14 protein-coding genes are annotated in these 16,186 nt (G+C 51.9%); 6 read left to right on the top strand and 8 right to left on the bottom strand.

Annotated elements, in window-relative coordinates; all coding sequences use genetic code 11:
* Nucleotide 1: 1 nt before the first annotated feature.
* From JL661_RS14230 to erpA, 3 genes are all read right to left on the bottom strand, one after another.
* Nucleotides 2–688: a TorD/DmsD family molecular chaperone gene (locus JL661_RS14230; protein WP_015422495.1), complete on the bottom strand. Its 687-nt coding sequence runs from the start codon at nt 686–688 to the stop codon at nt 2–4.
* Complete coding sequence (locus JL661_RS14235) at nt 678–2,027, bottom strand: radical SAM protein (protein WP_004235971.1); 1,350 nt, start codon at nt 2,025–2,027, stop codon at nt 678–680. The genes JL661_RS14230 and JL661_RS14235 overlap by 11 nt, the downstream gene beginning before the upstream one ends.
* 714 nt (nt 2,028–2,741) lie before the next feature.
* Nucleotides 2,742–3,086, bottom strand: a complete 345-nt coding sequence (erpA, locus tag JL661_RS14240) for an iron-sulfur cluster insertion protein ErpA (RefSeq protein ID WP_004235975.1) — start codon at nt 3,084–3,086, stop codon at nt 2,742–2,744.
* A gap of 239 nt (nt 3,087–3,325) precedes the next feature.
* On the opposite strand from erpA, the gene hemL reads away from it, so the two are divergent.
* Entirely contained in the window at nt 3,326–4,606 is a 1,281-nt protein-coding gene (hemL, locus tag JL661_RS14245; RefSeq protein ID WP_004235976.1) for a glutamate-1-semialdehyde 2,1-aminomutase, read from the top strand.
* 57 nt (nt 4,607–4,663) lie between these two features.
* Here the strand turns inward: hemL and JL661_RS14250 are convergent, their stop codons facing one another.
* The 5 genes from JL661_RS14250 to JL661_RS14270 all read right to left on the bottom strand — a co-directional run bounded on the left by JL661_RS14250 (nt 4,664) and on the right by JL661_RS14270 (nt 9,559).
* The gene (locus JL661_RS14250; protein WP_004235978.1) at nt 4,664–4,900 is read right to left on the bottom strand and encodes a hypothetical protein; all 237 of its coding nucleotides are present in this window, start codon (nt 4,898–4,900) and stop codon (nt 4,664–4,666) included.
* Nucleotides 4,901–5,017: 117 nt separating this feature from the next.
* Entirely contained in the window at nt 5,018–5,590 is a 573-nt protein-coding gene (locus JL661_RS14255; RefSeq protein ID WP_004235979.1) for a molecular chaperone TorD family protein, read from the bottom strand.
* Nucleotides 5,591–5,601: 11 nt separating this feature from the next.
* Nucleotides 5,602–6,504, bottom strand: a complete 903-nt coding sequence (locus JL661_RS14260; RefSeq protein WP_004235980.1) for a dimethyl sulfoxide reductase anchor subunit family protein — start codon at nt 6,502–6,504, stop codon at nt 5,602–5,604.
* Nucleotides 6,501–7,142, bottom strand: a complete 642-nt coding sequence (locus tag JL661_RS14265) for a DMSO/selenate family reductase complex B subunit (RefSeq protein ID WP_004238909.1) — start codon at nt 7,140–7,142, stop codon at nt 6,501–6,503. Before JL661_RS14265 ends, JL661_RS14260 begins: the two co-directional genes overlap by 4 nt.
* Nucleotides 7,139–9,559 carry a DMSO/selenate family reductase complex A subunit gene (locus JL661_RS14270; protein ID WP_036413944.1) on the bottom strand — a complete coding sequence of 807 codons (2,421 nt, stop codon included), beginning with the start codon at nt 9,557–9,559 and terminating at the stop codon, nt 7,139–7,141. The genes JL661_RS14265 and JL661_RS14270 overlap by 4 nt, the downstream gene beginning before the upstream one ends.
* Nucleotides 9,560–9,947: 388 nt before the next feature.
* Between JL661_RS14270 and JL661_RS14275 the strand changes: the two genes are divergently transcribed.
* The 5 genes from JL661_RS14275 to JL661_RS14295 all read left to right on the top strand — a co-directional run bounded on the left by JL661_RS14275 (nt 9,948) and on the right by JL661_RS14295 (nt 16,105).
* Entirely contained in the window at nt 9,948–10,733 is a 786-nt protein-coding gene (locus tag JL661_RS14275) for an AraC family transcriptional regulator (protein WP_004235983.1), read from the top strand.
* Nucleotides 10,734–11,004: 271 nt separating this feature from the next.
* Nucleotides 11,005–14,052 carry a formate dehydrogenase-N subunit alpha gene (gene fdnG, locus JL661_RS14280; RefSeq protein ID WP_139144829.1) on the top strand — a complete coding sequence of 1,016 codons (3,048 nt, stop codon included), beginning with the start codon at nt 11,005–11,007 and terminating at the stop codon, nt 14,050–14,052.
* Between the two features lie 9 nt (nt 14,053–14,061).
* Nucleotides 14,062–14,952, top strand: coding sequence for a formate dehydrogenase subunit beta (fdxH, locus tag JL661_RS14285; RefSeq protein WP_004235986.1), 891 nt, complete (start codon nt 14,062–14,064; stop codon nt 14,950–14,952).
* The gene (gene fdnI / locus JL661_RS14290) at nt 14,945–15,601 is read left to right on the top strand and encodes a formate dehydrogenase-N subunit gamma (protein WP_062773070.1); all 657 of its coding nucleotides are present in this window, start codon (nt 14,945–14,947) and stop codon (nt 15,599–15,601) included. The genes fdxH and fdnI overlap by 8 nt, the downstream gene beginning before the upstream one ends.
* Before the next feature lie 162 nt (nt 15,602–15,763).
* A complete protein-coding gene (locus tag JL661_RS14295) occupies nt 15,764–16,105 on the top strand; it encodes a hypothetical protein (RefSeq protein WP_062773067.1) in 342 nt (113 codons plus the stop codon).
* Nucleotides 16,106–16,186 lie beyond the last annotated feature (81 nt).

Below are 16,186 nucleotides of genomic sequence, written 5' to 3' on the forward strand. Positions count from 1 at the left end.
ATTATTGTAAGTTTATTAATTCATTGATTTTCTTATAATCACTCCGGACAAAGACTTCCAGAAGTGTGCTGAGCTGACGATAAAACGCGGTCTCCGCGTGATTATTCAGTTCACGGCAAAACGGCGTGATAAACGCCAGCAGATGTGCCTGCATAAAGTCAGAGGAAACGGCCAGCGGCGCAGTAATGCGCTCACACATCGCCTGTTCCCGGTCGAGCTCCTGTGACGCCTGTTCACTCAGTTTCCAGAGGAAATCAAGCTCATAGCCGATATGATCCGCCGCCTCATACTCCTTTTCCGGCAGATGAAAACCGTTCTGCTGATAAAAGGTTTTCACATTCAGGGTACTTTCCTGAAACAGCAGTTTGTCGCGGGAGACATAAACTGACTCCCACGGCGGTGCAGGCGGCGATTCCGGCCCGATAAACAGGCGTGTGAAATCCCAGTGCAGCGCCTCAAAATCGGCGGCACCGCGTTTAAGCATGCGGGTATTCAGATCATCCTGCATGGCATCGAGCGCACTCTGCATGGCGGGCAGTGCGTCATCTGCCGGAAACAGTGACAGCCCCTCATCACGCAGATAAACCAGCAGTTCCGCTGTCGGTTCGTCCGTCAGCAGACGGCGCAGGACGTCATAAGCAAACTGACGCGCATACAGATAATCCGGATCCCGGTTATCACTGTTCACACATACCTCCGTGGATATCGTCGGGCGAAAATTCAGCGGGTGTGGTGAATTCCACCCGCACTTCTTTAATCAGGGGATTGCCCTGTTCATCGGCTTCCGCAATGTGGGATGTCAGCAGAACAGGCAGTTCAGGGATGTCTGTCAGGCGCATAATCGATTCAGGACTGAATTGTAAAAAACCGTGCAGGAGATCCTCACGGAACGGGACACCCGCCTTACGCAATGCTGCCGCGACGGCAGCACAGTCCTCACCGAACACCTTGGCGCTTTTGAAAAAGTAATCACGGGAAGAAAACAGGTAATACGGCTCCGCGCTGATAAATGCATTACTCTGATACACCTGGCCGGTGTGTTTGTTCTCCAGCGAGCAGTAATGCACACCAACGGAAAGCTGATTTCCGAGGGCAAATTTCAGCACCCGCAGACAGGCCAGTTCACTGTCTGCCACCGCCAGACCGCCTGCGTACCAGTAGTTGTAATAGACTTCATAAGGGGGATTTTTCAGGGCAAAGCCCCGTTCCTGATAGGCAGGGCTGTTGGTCAGCGGGAAACAGAATTCCAGCAGATTGATGCCGTCCACGCCGATAGCATCCAGCTTCAGCAGCAGGTCATACATCTGCTCCTCGCTACCCGGGATCACCGGCATTTCCACCATCACATCCGGGAAAATCTCCCGTGCCAGCGCTATCCGGCTGAGAACCTTTTCAATTTTCTCCGGCGGATCATCAATTTTGATACTGAAACGCACCTCTTTCAGACCGGCTTTCGCCAGTGCCAGCGCAGTATTGCGATCCAGCGGATCACCGGCGGTGTACAGCCGGGTATGAACGCCGGGCAGTTTCGCCTGCACTGTTTCAAAAAAGCGGATACTCTCCTGACGAAACAACAACGGCTCGCCGCCGGTCAGGGCAATATGGGTGAGCGGATACCCTTCTGCGGCAATCGCATTCACCTCACCAATGGCATCCCGCATCTCATTCTGAAAACCGTCGTAATTTTCCTGATTCGGATTGAAGCAGAAATAGCAGTCACGGTGACATTTCAGGGATAAAAACGTGGTGTAACTGCCCTCGCCGGTGCGGCACTGCACACAGGCGGATGACAGCCAGCGGCTGTGGATGCTTTTACCGTTGTTGGCAAAAACCGCACCCAGTGCTTTCACCTCAAGGCGCAGCGCGTCCGTTTCGGCCTGACGCCGGTACGGCGATTCAAAAGACAATCCGTACTGTGCGATGGCCTGCTGTGTCTGTTTTTCAATATCGGCATAACGCCGGACATACCGCTGCAACGCCGCATTATGCTGTAAAACCGGGGTCTGTTCTGTCAGCGGGTAAATCATAGAAGATTCCTTAACGTACGCTGCCGGAAACTCTCCGGCGGGTATCACTGGCTGAGATAAAATAGTCCGGTATATTCCTGCATTTATTTCTCATATTTCAGGTGTGACCGATGTGAACAGGTAATATTTTTACATGTTCAGTGTAAATGAGTGAAATACCGGCATATTGAGCGGGATCAAGATGAAATCAACTTGCCGCTATATATATAAATATGCAGCGATAATATAATCAGACAATGATGAATATAATGGAGCTGACCGAATAAATAAAAATCATTACAAATCAAAGAAATAAACCAACCTCAGCACTATGTTAAAATGCCGTAAATGCGATTGATATTTAATAAATAATTAAATTAAAAACTATATGACAATAAAAAATCTGGATTAAAAATATTAAATAATATATTTTTGTTTCATTTTATTAACTCATCAGTTTATCTGACAAATAATATTAGTATTACACCGTTATATAATATAGTCCGCCGTATTTATATGCTCCTGTTTCAGCCGGAGATCCTGGTTTTTGCAGTGCAGCGGAATAAAATCATCCTGAATGACCGATTTTCTCTATCTGAGGCCGGATATACACAATTATCCTCTTTTATTGTATGTGATACAGGTTGCAGAAAATAACCCTTCTTTCTTTAATGATACTTATCGGCATAAAAACAAAACGGGCGCAAAAGCGCCCGTTTTTTGTCTGCGGATAAATCAGATACTGAAAGAAGAACCACAGCCACAGGTTGTTTTGGCATTCGGGTTGGTGACGATAAACCGCGAGCCTTCCAGCCCTTCGGTATAATCCACACAACCGCCGACCAGATATTGCAGGCTCATCGGATCAACCACCAGCGCCACGCCTTCTTTTTCGATGGTCATGTCGCCGTCATTGATGGCATCATCAAACGTGAAGCCATACTGGAAACCGCTGCAACCGCCGCCGGTGATATACACACGCAGACGCAGGTTCGGATTTTCTTCATCCGCAATTAAGATTTTTACTTTTTTAGCTGCCGCATCAGTAAATTGCAGGGGCATTGCTGAATCATCGCTCATTTATTACTCCAGACTGGCCGCGACCAGTAAACACACGCAGAAGCTGACCGCTTCCGGACACTACTGCTGATTATCCACCACCTCCGGCAATCGTTCAAGTTTCGCCACACAGAAAGCACAGTGTCCACACTATTAATAAGGATATAGTTATCATGAGGATAATGCGATAAGTTGGATTCACCGCCGCTCTCCTTTACAATAGCCGCAATTTCCCGCTCACCGACTGACAGGAGTCCTGCATGAGCCGTTCTGAAAATCTCTATACTGAAGCACAACATTTTATCCCGGGTGGTGTGAACTCACCGGTTCGTGCCTTTAACGGTGTCGGCGGTACGCCGCTGTTTATCGAGCGCGCCAACGGGGCCTATATTTATGATGTCGACGGCAAAGCCTATATCGACTATGTCGGCTCCTGGGGACCGATGGTGCTGGGGCATAATCACCCGGCCATCCGCACCGCCGTCATCAAAGCGGTGGAAAAAGGGCTGAGTTTCGGCGCACCGACTGCCGACGAAGTGGAAATGGCGAAATTTGTCACCGAACTGGTGCCGTCCATGGATATGGTGCGTATGGTGAACTCCGGTACCGAAGCCACCATGAGTGCCATTCGTCTGGCACGCGGCTATACCGCCCGCGATAAAATCATCAAATTTGAAGGCTGCTATCACGGACACGCAGACTGCCTGCTGGTCAAAGCCGGTTCCGGCGCACTGACCATCGGCCAGCCGAATTCACCGGGTGTGCCGGCAGATTTTGCCAGACACACACTGACCTGCACCTACAATGACCTGAGCTCTGTCCGTGAGGCGTTTGAAAAACATCCGCACGATATCGCCTGTATCATTGTCGAGCCGGTCGCCGGGAATATGAACTGTATACCGCCGTCAGCGGATTTCCTGCCGGGCCTGCGCGCTCTGTGTGATGAGTTCGGTGCGCTGCTGATTATCGATGAAGTGATGACCGGCTTCCGTGTCGCTCTCGGCGGTGCTCAGGCACATTATGATGTTGAGCCGGACCTGACCTGCCTGGGTAAAATTATCGGTGGCGGAATGCCGGTAGGTGCCTTCGGCGGCCGTAGTGAAATCATGGAAAAACTCGCTCCGACCGGCCCGGTTTATCAGGCAGGAACGCTGTCCGGTAACCCGATCGCGATGGCGGCGGGTCTTGCCTGCTTACATGAAATCGCCCAGCCGGGTGTGCATCAGCGCCTGACCGAACTGACGGATATGCTGGCAGACGGTCTGTGCGAAAAAGCCCGTGAAGCGGGTATTCCGTTTGTAGTTAACCATGTCGGCGGGATGTTCGGCCTGTTCTTTACCGATGCCCCGGCGGTCACCTGCTATCAGGATGTGATGAACTGCGACGTTGAGCGCTTTAAGAAATTCTTCCACCTGATGCTGCAACAGGGTATTTACCTGGCGCCATCCGCCTTTGAGGCCGGATTTATGTCTGTCGCGCACAGCGACGAAGATATCCGCAAAACCATTGATGCGGCCGCTTACGCTTTCTCTGAGCTGTAATGCCCGCATAACCAGTCACGCCCGGCATCGGTCCGGGCGTTTTTGTTTATGACGGCCTCAGAATTCCCGCTGCTCTGTCAGCCAGCCGTTAAAGTGCACCGAGCACTCATCTTTGTCAGCCAGTCCGGAGGCGATAAAGATATTCTTCTTATTATCTTTATTCACATACGTGATCCGCAAAACCAGGTTATACGGCGGATTAACAGAAAACAGTTTTTTATAGGATTCCGGTGAGCTTTTGGATTTATCTGTCAGGGAATCATAGGTTTCCTGCGCAAGCTGAGAAATCAGCAATTCCCCGGCCGGTGGATGCAGAAAGAAATACGTAATACAACAGATAAAAAAATACGCCTCCGGAGAAAGAGGCGTATAAGATACGGGCAATGTAATCAAACCTTATAACTGTGAATATTATGCTTTTATAAATGATTGCACGGTGGTCAGCGCCAGCCGGGTCAGCGCGGAATAAAACGGACTGTGTCCGTGTGTATCCAGACGCTGCGCATAACGCGGCAGCCAGTTCATCAGATGCTGACTGAGCAGTGTGTTAACCGCCGCGCTCCGCATTTCAGATGCCAGTACCGCCGCCTGGAATAAAATCAGCCCGATATGATCAGCCGGTTCCGGATACGGCGTCTTCAGTTTCAGCCGCTCCTGTTTTAAGAATGCGCTCAGTGCAAGGGTCGAATCCCCCTGCAGTAATCCCTCCGCATCCAGATACACTGAGCCCCAGGGCGGAGCCGGTAACGCTCCCGGCCCGGCAAACAGAGACTGCCATGCGGATTTCAGTACCTCTGTGCCCTCCGCAGCCGTGCGGCTCAGCTGTGAACACAGTGTATTGTCCACCTCACACGGCCACTGCTGTGCAAATCCCGGCAGGGTAAACAGGCGCATAGCGGCCCGGTTGCTGTCATCATCCGGCGGGAACAGATAGCAGATCCCCAGTACGTTAAACGCGGCCGCATAGTGAGCTGTTTTACTCATTACATCCCCCGTCAGATATGAATGTAATAGAACACATAACGCAGCATAAACTCTGCCGCGATGGTCAGCAGACAGCCGCTGATAAACCCGGCGCAGACCGGTAAACCGCTGCGTGCTTTTTTCTGTGCCCGCACCAGAGAGATACCGCAGAGTGCCACACCAATCACCGCCGCACCCCAGACACCAATCCGCAGCCCGGCAATACTGTCATACGCTTCAATGGGTGACAGCGGGAATGTGATTGATTTGTGTGTCAGCTGTGTACGGGTCAAGTAATGCGCATAAAACGGCTGATACAGCAGGCGCCCGATCAGACTTACCGCCATCACTCCCCACAGCAGCCACAGCTGTGATAATGATAATGTGTCTGCGGGCAGTGTAATCCCGGCCCGGTGTCCGGCTTTCCGGATCACCATCACCACCGGCACAAACAGGACGGCACCGAGTGTCAGTGTTGTGCCGTAAAACATCAGATAGGTGTTGATGTCATTCCAGGTCAGAATCGAGGTGTAACGGTAAATCGATGCCATACAAAAAATATCAGCCAGCCCGACAGCCATGGCGCCACCGTATAACAGAAAAGAGAATTTTCCTGTCTTCCACAGCCAGAGAAAACTGACACCGAGCGCACCGACAAACGCGGCCGTTACCACCACTTCACGGCTGAGCCAGGCACTGAACACATTATTAACGGCATTCGGCGCATTAAGCGGCACGCCGAGGTGGGTAATTGATGCGACCGAGCCAGCCCCCGCAATGGTGCAGATAATAAAAATCGTCAGCATCATAAAGCGTTTGAAACTGTCCGCCGGGAGGCAGCGGCTGAGATGCACGGCAAACACCCCGCTCATAACGCACAGCCCCGCCGCCGCATTCATCATGTAAGTGAAAATTAAAAGTGACCACTCATTCATTTTTCTTTTCTCTCACTGTTCATGTCATCAAAATTTGCGCCCTGATGCGGATTGATCACCAGATTCGGATGCGTGATTGACGGATCCGGCAAACCTGTCACGTAATCGAGTGAGCCGTATTTCGCCCGCAGTTCCTCAATTGGTCCGAACTGAATCGCCCCGAGGGGACAGGTGCTGACACATACCGGCTGCTCACCTTTCTGCTGAAGATCAATACAGAAATCGCATTTCGACATCTGTTTCGTTTCCGGATTCATCTGCGGTGCGCCGTACGGACACGACCACGCACAGGCACCGCAGCCGACACATTTATCGGTATTGACCATCACAATGCCGTCCCCTTCGCGCTTATGCATTGCGGTTGTCGGGCAGTTGCGCACGCAGATCGGATCTTTGCAGTGGTTACAGGAGATGGAGAGTGTGCAGGCGAACACGTTATTAATCAGCGCACCGTTTTTATTGCGGCTGTAGCCGCCGCCGGTCATTTCATACACGCGACGGAAACGGCGGCCGACATCAAGATTATTTTTGTCCTTGCACGCCACCTGACACGCCTTGCAGCCGGAGCAGCGGGCGGAATCAATATAGAAACCTAACTGTTTGTCACTGACTGCCGGATAAACAATGAATTTACTCATGCTTTTTCCACCTCAACTAATAGTGTCTGGTGCGCGTTGCCGTGGGCGAGCGCGGTACTGCGTGACGAGGTGAGCACGTTGGCACATCCACCCTGATCAATGCCGTTGCTGTCCGGCTGCCACCAGGCGCCGGCCTGTAATGCCACCACGCCCGGCATAATGCGCGGTGTGATTTTCACCGGGATCATGGTGATACCGCGATCGTTATGCACTTTCACTTTCTCACCGTCACTGACGCCGCGATCAGCCGCATCCGCCGGGTTGATCCACAACTCCTGGCGCTGCACTTCCTGTAACCACGGGTTGGCAAACTGCGTGGAGTTCGCGCGGTTGCGCCCTTTCCAGGTGATCAGCTGTAACGGATATTTCGCGGTCAGACTGTCTTCCGGTCCTTCTGTTGCCGGAACATAGTGAGACAGCGCCGGGATCTCCGGATTGTGCATGTCATACAGGCGTTTGGAGAAAATCTCGATTTTGCCGGACGGGGTCGGGAACGGGTTGTTTTCCGGATCCTGAATATTCTGCTCAAACGCGACATTCTGCGTATGCGGACGATGCGTTAATAAATGGCGGCGTTTGACCAGCAGCTCATCAAAGGTTGGAATGTTATCTTCCGGGCGCTTCTGTGCCGCGTCATTGACGAGAAACTCTATCCAGTCGCGATCTGTTTCATGGCCTTCGGTGAAAGCATCACGGACACCCAGTTTCTCTGCCACTTCGCACAGCCAGTCATAATCAGTACGGCGTTCAAACTCCGGCTCAATGGCTTTTTCAGACAGGATCAGATAATCGCCGTAACTCCAGGTGCCGCCGATATTCCAGCGTTCCAGAAAACTGGTTTCCGGCAGCAGCAGGTCAGCATATTTCGCACTCGGAGTGAGATAGAGGTCACTGCAGACGATAAATTCGACTTTCGATTCATCCTCCAGCACGCTTGCGGCATGAAGAATATCGGTGTTCTGGTTGGTCATGTAGTTACCCGCCATCGAGAAAATCATTTTGATTTCGGTGTCGAGTTTGTCTGCATTTTTCAGTCCGTTATCCGGCGTCACCAGGTTTTTGTCTTCGCACGCCTGCACCTGGTTGGTGATGTTGATTTTGGCTTTGACCGGGTTATCAAACAGCACCGGTCCGGCGATGGTTTTACGCAATTCCGGATTCAGCGCCATGCCGTAACCCGCTGCCCAGCCGCCACGCACACCGACATTACCGGTAATCGTTGCCAGCAGCGTGGCCCCGCGCGCACTGCGCTCACCGCAGATATGACGCTGCGGCCCCCAGCCCTGCATCAGCACCGCCGGTTTGGTTGTGGCATATTCACGCGCCAGCTGACGGATAGTGTCCGCCGGGACTTTGGTGATTTTCTCTGCCCATTCCGGGGTTTTGGCCATGCCGTCTTTGCGGCCGGTCAGATACGCCACCAGCGATTCATTATCCGCCACGCTTTCCGGCATCTGATCTTCACTGAAACCCAGGGTGTATTTATCAATAAATGCCTGATCGTGCAGATTTTCTGTCACGATGACATACATCATCGCATCCATCATCGCGTTGTCGGTGGTCGGCAGCAGCGGGATCCACTGATCCGCCAGCGAAGAGGCGGTATCGGAATAGCGCGGATCAACGACAATAAATTTGGTGCCGTTTTTTTTCATCTTCTGGAAATAGTGGTTACTGTGCCCGAAAATCGTTTCGTTCGGATTATGTCCCCACAGGATCACCAGCGGCGTATTTTCCAGGGTATCGAGTGTGCTGCCGCTGGCCGCCGTACCGTAGGTATAGGGCGTGGCCGCCATGGTGTTGCCGTTACTGACGGAATGATAGTTTTCCAGAAAGCCGCCGGTCAGGTTAAACAGGCGGCGCAGCATATTCGCGCCGGAAAAAATCCCGCCGGTCACGCCGGTACTCAGGCTGACAAAGCGCGACGCCGGGCCGTATTTGTCACTGATGCGCTGCCATTCGGCGGCAATCAGGCTGGTGGCTTCTTCCCAGCTGATGCGTTCAAAACGTCCCTCACCGCGCTTACCGACCCGCTTCATCGGATATTTCAGGCGATCAGGATGATAAATAAATTTCCGGTAGCCGCGTCCGCGCACACAGGCCCGCATGATCGGCATCTCTTCATTCAGTTCCGCATCCGGCCGGGTTGTGATGCGGATAGCTTTTCCGTCTTTGATATGAGCGCGGATATCACATTTCCCGCCGCAGTCAAAACTACTGCAGGTCGGTACAATGCGCACGCCGTCATCCGTCTGATGAACCGGAATATGTGCCGGATCGGCCGGCGCTGATGCAATACTTTCGGATGCCAGAAACGGCACTGCAGATAATACAGAACTGACCTGTATAAAGCGGCGGCGGCTTATTTCGCCGGGAGCGCCGGATTTTTCATTATCGTGGCCGGATTGATGACTCATAATGGATTTACCCCGGGTGAGAAACAAAGTGCGGTATTTAAAACATCAGGAAATAATAAATATTATTTAATTTTAAATGACCGGAAATAACTTCACGCCACCGGTAATCGCTTAATAACCGGAAATAATTAAAATCTGTATAAACAGAATGGCGGCAGCAAAATAGTAATGGATTAATATATTGCCGCCATGCGCAAATCAGACAACGACATTTGAATTCCGGCCTGTTTCCGGTTACTGTTAACTGAACGTTTTATGTTTGTTACCGTAATAATACAGATGTGGCATCCGCGTCTGTTATTGTCACAAAAGCCCTGTTTTGCGGTGGCGGGATCTGATATAACACCCGCCGGTTTTTACTTTCAGTCAGATACGGAGCACAGCACTCATGAGAAATATTCCGTTAAAAAGCGTGGATAATATCGCGCGGGATGTCATTGCGCTCGGCACCGATTATCTGCCCGATACCCTGCTGGAATACCACGCTCACCGCCGGGCACAGTTTTTATATCCGGCCACCGGGCTGATTGAAGTCAGTACCGCAGACGGCGAGTGGGTGATCCCGCCGTCCTGTGGTGTGTGGATCCCGGAACAGGTCGCTCATGAAACCCGGATGCTGAATGTCAGCACGCGCAGTCTGTATATCGAACCGGCAGCAAAGCCGCGTCACGCCGTCAGTTGTGAAGTTGTGAGTGTCTCCCCGCTGCTGCGCCAGCTGCTGCTGGAGGCGGTGGATAGCCCGGCGGAATATGATATTCAGGGGCGTGACGGTGTGCTTATGCAGCTGATCCTCTGCGAGCTGGCGCGTATGCCCCCGCTGCCGTTTTTCGCGCCGATCCCGCGTGATGAGAAGCTCGGTCGTCTGTGCCGTGAGTTTATGCGCAAACCGGTTATCACCTCACAACCGGGGGAATGGGCGGAACAGCTGCACAAAAGCGAGCGCTCTTTCAGCCGTTTTTTCCGCACCCAGACCGGGATGTCATTTTCAGAATGGCGGCAGCAGGCGTGTCTTCTGAACTCGCTGTCTCATATTCTGTCCGGAAAATCGATTACCGAAGTGGCGTATGAGCTGGGTTACAACAGTGCGGGGGCATTCTCAATTATGTTTAAAAAACAGATGGGGCAATCCCCTTCCCATTTTAAAAATGATGATTCGGATATCCGCCATTTTTAAATTGTTTTTTAACAAATATAATCTTATTATGTGCCGCCGGTGAAATTTGACTTATTTTTCTTTTTTCTCCGGACGCTTATTTTTTTAATTGATCTGAATCAATATTCTTAATTTTCTCTACCACTTTGTGATTATTTACAAAACACTAAAAACCCCAATTGATAATTATTAAACATCAAAGTTCACTTTCATTGATTTCAGGCAATATAAATTCAACCTTTGCTGATATTCTCCTCACGATTTTTTACAAATAAATAAAAAAGAGGATGCGATGAATTTCAGCCGCAGACAGTTCTTTAAGGTTTGTGCCGGCGGTCTCGCCGGAACAACTGCCGCCGCTTTAGGCTTTATGCCGTCAGTAGCAATGTCTAATGTCCGGGAATACAAATTACTCCGTTCAAAAGAGACCCGTAACACCTGTACCTATTGCTCCGTCGGATGCGGATTACTGATTTACAGCATGGGTGATGGTGCCATGAATGCCAAATCAGCGATTTTCCACGTCGAGGGCGACCCTGATCACCCGGTCAACCGCGGGGCGTTATGCCCGAAAGGTGCCGGTCTGCTTGATTATATTCACAGTGAAAGCCGTCTGCGTTATCCGCAGTACCGCGCGCCGGGCTCGGATAAATGGCAGCGCATCAGCTGGGATGACGCTTTTGAGCGTATCGCCCGTCTGATGAAAGCCGACCGTGATGCCAACTTCATTGAGAAAAACAGCGAAGGCACCACGGTAAACCGCTGGCTGACCACCGGGATGCTCTGCGCCTCTGCCGCCAGCAACGAAACCGGGATGTTAACCCAGAAATTTACCCGTTCCCTCGGGATGCTGGCAGTCGATAACCAGGCGCGTGTCTGACACGGACCAACGGTAGCAAGTCTTGCTCCGACATTTGGTCGCGGTGCCATGACCAACCACTGGGTTGATATCAAAAACGCCAACGTCGTTGTGGTGATGGGCGGGAATGCTGCGGAAGCACATCCTGTCGGTTTCCGCTGGGCGATGGAAGCGAAAAACAACAATGATGCCACACTGATCGTTATCGATCCGCGCTTTACGCGGACCGCTTCCGTGGCGGATCACTACATCCCTATCCGTTCCGGGACCGACATTACGTTCCTTTCCGGCGTGATCCTGTACCTGATGGAAAACGGAAAATTCCACGACGAGTACGTGCGCCATTACACCAATGCACCGTTACTGGTGCGTGAGGATTACACATTCAAAGACGGTTTATTCAGCGGCTACGATGCTGAAAAACGCCGTTACGACAAAACCACCTGGAATTACCAGTTCGGTGAAGATGGCTATGCGCTGCGTGACGACACCCTGCAGAACCCGCAGTGTGTGTGGAATAAGCTGAAAGAACACGTCAGCCGTTATACGCCGGAGATGGTGGAAAAAATCTGCGGCACGCCACAGGCGGATTTCCTCAAAGTCTGTGAGATTCTGGCCTCCACCAGCCCGGCCAACCGTGCGGCAACCTTCCTGTATGCCCTCGGCTGGACGCAGCATACCGTCGGCGCGCAGAACATCCGTACCATGGCAATGATCCAGCTGCTGCTCGGTAACATGGGTGTGGCAGGCGGCGGCGTGAACGCCCTGCGCGGTCACTCCAACATTCAGGGTCTGACAGACCTGGGCCTGCTCTCCACCAGTCTGCCGGGTTATCTGACCCTGCCGTCTGAGAAACAGACTGATATCGACAGCTATCTGAAAGCCAATACGCCGAAAGCCACGCTGCCGGGCCAGGTCAACTACTGGAGCAACTATCCGAAGTTCTTCGTCAGCCTGATGAAATCCTTCTACGGCGATGAAGCAACCAAAGAGAACCAGTGGGGCTATGACTGGCTGCCGAAATGGGATCAGGCTTATGACGTGCTGAAGTATTTCGACATGATGAACAAAGGCGAAATCAACGGTTATATCTGTCAGGGCTTTAACCCAGTCGCGTCCTTCCCGGACAAAAACAAAGTGGTCAGTTGCCTGAGCAAACTGAAATACCTGGTAACCGTTGATCCGCTGAGCACTGAAACCGCAAGTTTCTGGCAGAACCACGGTGATATGAATGATGTGGATCCGGCATCCATTCAGACCGAAGTGTTCCGTCTGCCGTCCACCTGTTTCGCGGAAGAAGACGGCTCGATTGCCAACTCCGGCCGCTGGTTACAGTGGCACTGGAAAGCAGCGGATGCCCCGGGGGAAGCCCGTACCGATGGTCAGATCCTTGCCGGTATTCTGTGGAAAATGCGCGAACTGTATCAGCAGGAAGGCGGTCAGGGTGTTGACCAGCTGATGAAAATGTCCTGGGATTACAAGCAGCCGTTCAATCCGGAATCCGATGAAGTCGCCAAAGAGAACAACGGCGTGGCCCTTGAAGATCTGTATGACGCCAACGGCAATTTACAGGCCAAAAAAGGCGAGCTGCTCAGCTCCTTTGCGCTGCTGCGTGATGACGGTTCAACTGCGTCCTCCTGCTGGATCTACACCGGCTGCTGGACGGAACAGGGCAACCAGATGGCGAAACGGGATAACAGTGACCCGTCCGGCATCGGTAACACCCTCGGCTGGGCATGGGCATGGCCGCTGAACCGCCGTGTTATTTATAACCGCGCCTCAGCCGATCCGCAGGGTAAACCGTGGGATAAAAACCGCGTGCTTATCGAGTGGAACGGCAAGAAGTGGGTCGGTAACGATATCCCTGACTTCAACGCCTCTGCGCCGGAAGCCGGTACCGGGCCGTTTATCATGCAGCCGGAAGGTTTAGGCCGTCTGTTTGCCATCGATAAAATGGCGGAAGGACCGTTCCCGGAACACTATGAGCCGTTTGAAACGCCGATTGGTACTAACCCGCTGCATCCGGAGGTGATATCCAACCCGGCCGCCCGTATCTTTGAGGACGACAAAAACCGTCTGGGCAGTCACACGGAATTCCCGTATGTGGGCACAACCTATCGCCTGACCGAGCATTTCCATACCTGGACCAAACATGCGCGGCTCAATGCTATCGCACAACCGGAACAGTTTGTGGAAATCAGTGAAACCCTGGGCGCAGCCAAAGGGATACGCAGCGGCGATAAAGTAAAAGTCAGCAGTAAACGCGGCTTTATCCGCGCGGTTGCGGTAGTGACACCGCGCCTTCAGACACTGATGGTGGACGGTAAACCGGTCGAAACGGTCGGGCTCCCGATCCACTGGGGTTTTGAAGGTGCTGCCCAAAAAGGCTTTATCACCAACACACTGACGCCGGGAGTCGGTGACGCCAACTCGCAAACGCCTGAATTCAAAGCGTTCTTAGTCAACATCGAGAAGGCGTAAGGAGGAATTATGTCCATGCAATCTCAAGACATTATCAAACGTTCTGCGACCAACAGCATAACGCCGCCTCCTCAGGCCCGTGACGACAAGTTTGAAGTCGCCAAGCTGATCGATGTGTCCACCTGTATCGGCTGTAAAGCCTGTCAGGTCGCCTGTTCCGAATGGAATGACATCCGTGATGAGGTCGGGTTCTGTACCGGGGTTTATGATAACCCGACTGATCTCAGCGCCAAATCCTGGACTGTCATGCGGTTCAGCGAGACCAAAGAGAACGGCAAACTGGAGTGGCTGATCCGCAAGGACGGCTGCATGCACTGTTCGGATCCGGGCTGCCTGAAAGCCTGTCCGTCTGCCGGTGCGATTATTCAGTATGCCAACGGTATCGTTGATTTCCAGTCAGAACACTGCATCGGCTGCGGCTACTGTATTGCGGGTTGCCCGTTCAATATTCCGCGTCTGAATCCGAAAGATAACCGGGTGTACAAATGCACACTCTGTGTTGACCGGGTCAGCGTGGGCCAGGAGCCTGCCTGTGTGAAAACCTGTCCGACCGGTGCTATCCATTTCGGCACCAAAAAAGACATGCTGGAAGTGGCGGACGAGCGCGTACAGAAGCTGAAAAAACGCGGCTTTGCCAATGCCGGAGTCTACAATCCGGACGGTGTCGGCGGCACACACGTGATGTATGTGCTGCAGCACGCGGATAATCCGGAGCTCTATCACGGGCTGCCGAAAGATCCGCAGATTGATACACCGATTGATCTCTGGAAAGGGGTACTGAAACCGCTGTCAGCTATCGGGTTCATCGCTACCTTTGCCGGACTGGTATTCCACTATGTGGGGATCGGCCCGAACAAAGAGACGGACGATGAGGAAGAGGAGGAAACTCACCATGAGTAAGAAAAGCAAAATGATCGTCCGCACGAAGTTTATTGATCGTGCCTGTCACTGGACAGTGGTGATCTGCTTTTTCCTGGTCTCCTTATCCGGTATTGCGCTGTTCTTCCCGACACTGCAATGGCTGACGGAAACTTTCGGGACGCCGGCAATGGGGCGTATTCTGCACCCGTTCTTTGGTGTGCTGATTTTCGTCGTGCTGATGTTTATGTTTTTCCGCTTCGTTAAGCACAACATCCCGGACAGAGAAGATCTGCCTTGGATTAAAAACATTATCGAAGTGCTGAAAGGCAATGAGCATCATGTGGCGCGTGTCGGTAAATACAACGCCGGACAGAAAATGATGTTCTGGAGCATTATGAGCATGATCTTCGTCCTGCTTGCCACCGGGATCATCATCTGGCGTCCGTACTTTGCACACTACTTCCCGATGTGGATGATCCGCTGGAGTCTGCTGATCCACGCAACGGCGGCTATCGTCCTGATCCACGCCATCCTGATCCATATGTATATGGCCTTCTGGGTGAAAGGATCCATCAAAGGCATGGTGGAAGGTAAAGTCAGCCGCCGCTGGGCGAAGAAACATCACCCGCGCTGGTATGAAGAAGTGGAAGCCGAAGAAGCTGCTGAGGAAACGAAGCAGAAGAAGTAATTTTCTCCGGCTTTTAACTGTGAACTGCGCCGCAAACGTTCAATGCAACGAATGCGGCGCAGTTTTTTTATGGTTTAATTTTTGTCCGGGATGGTGACGGGGTTTGCTGGTTGAGAATAATTATTGGTCTGGTGAAGTCTGTACCAGCGTTAAGGAGATGCTATGGGTATTGAATTTCACATAACGAGAGCTGAATTTTGGGCAGAAAATGAGGATGCGCAAATAACCGCTGATGAATGGCTTAACTACATTAATAACGATAATGAATTAAGAAGATGCATCATCAATGGTGATTACCACGCCTTGTGGTCAGGTCACCCGTTGTACGACGATTCATGGCTTGACTGGAGCGAAGGTAATATTTATACCAAATGGCCAGATACATACCTGTACAGAAAGATGTTGCAGATTGCAAAGCACCTTAATGCCTGGGTGATGGATGATGAAGGTACGATTTACAGTGACGAATCACAGTGGGAGTATGATCCGTCAACTTATGCTTAACGCCTGCTATGAGCGAGGAGCGGAAGTTGGTTTGCCGGAAGATACTTAAAAGTAAATGGTCCGGTTAAGCTGACTGTTTAC

The organism is Morganella morganii (assembly GCF_019243775.1).
Classification (GTDB): domain Bacteria; phylum Pseudomonadota; class Gammaproteobacteria; order Enterobacterales; family Enterobacteriaceae; genus Morganella; species Morganella morganii.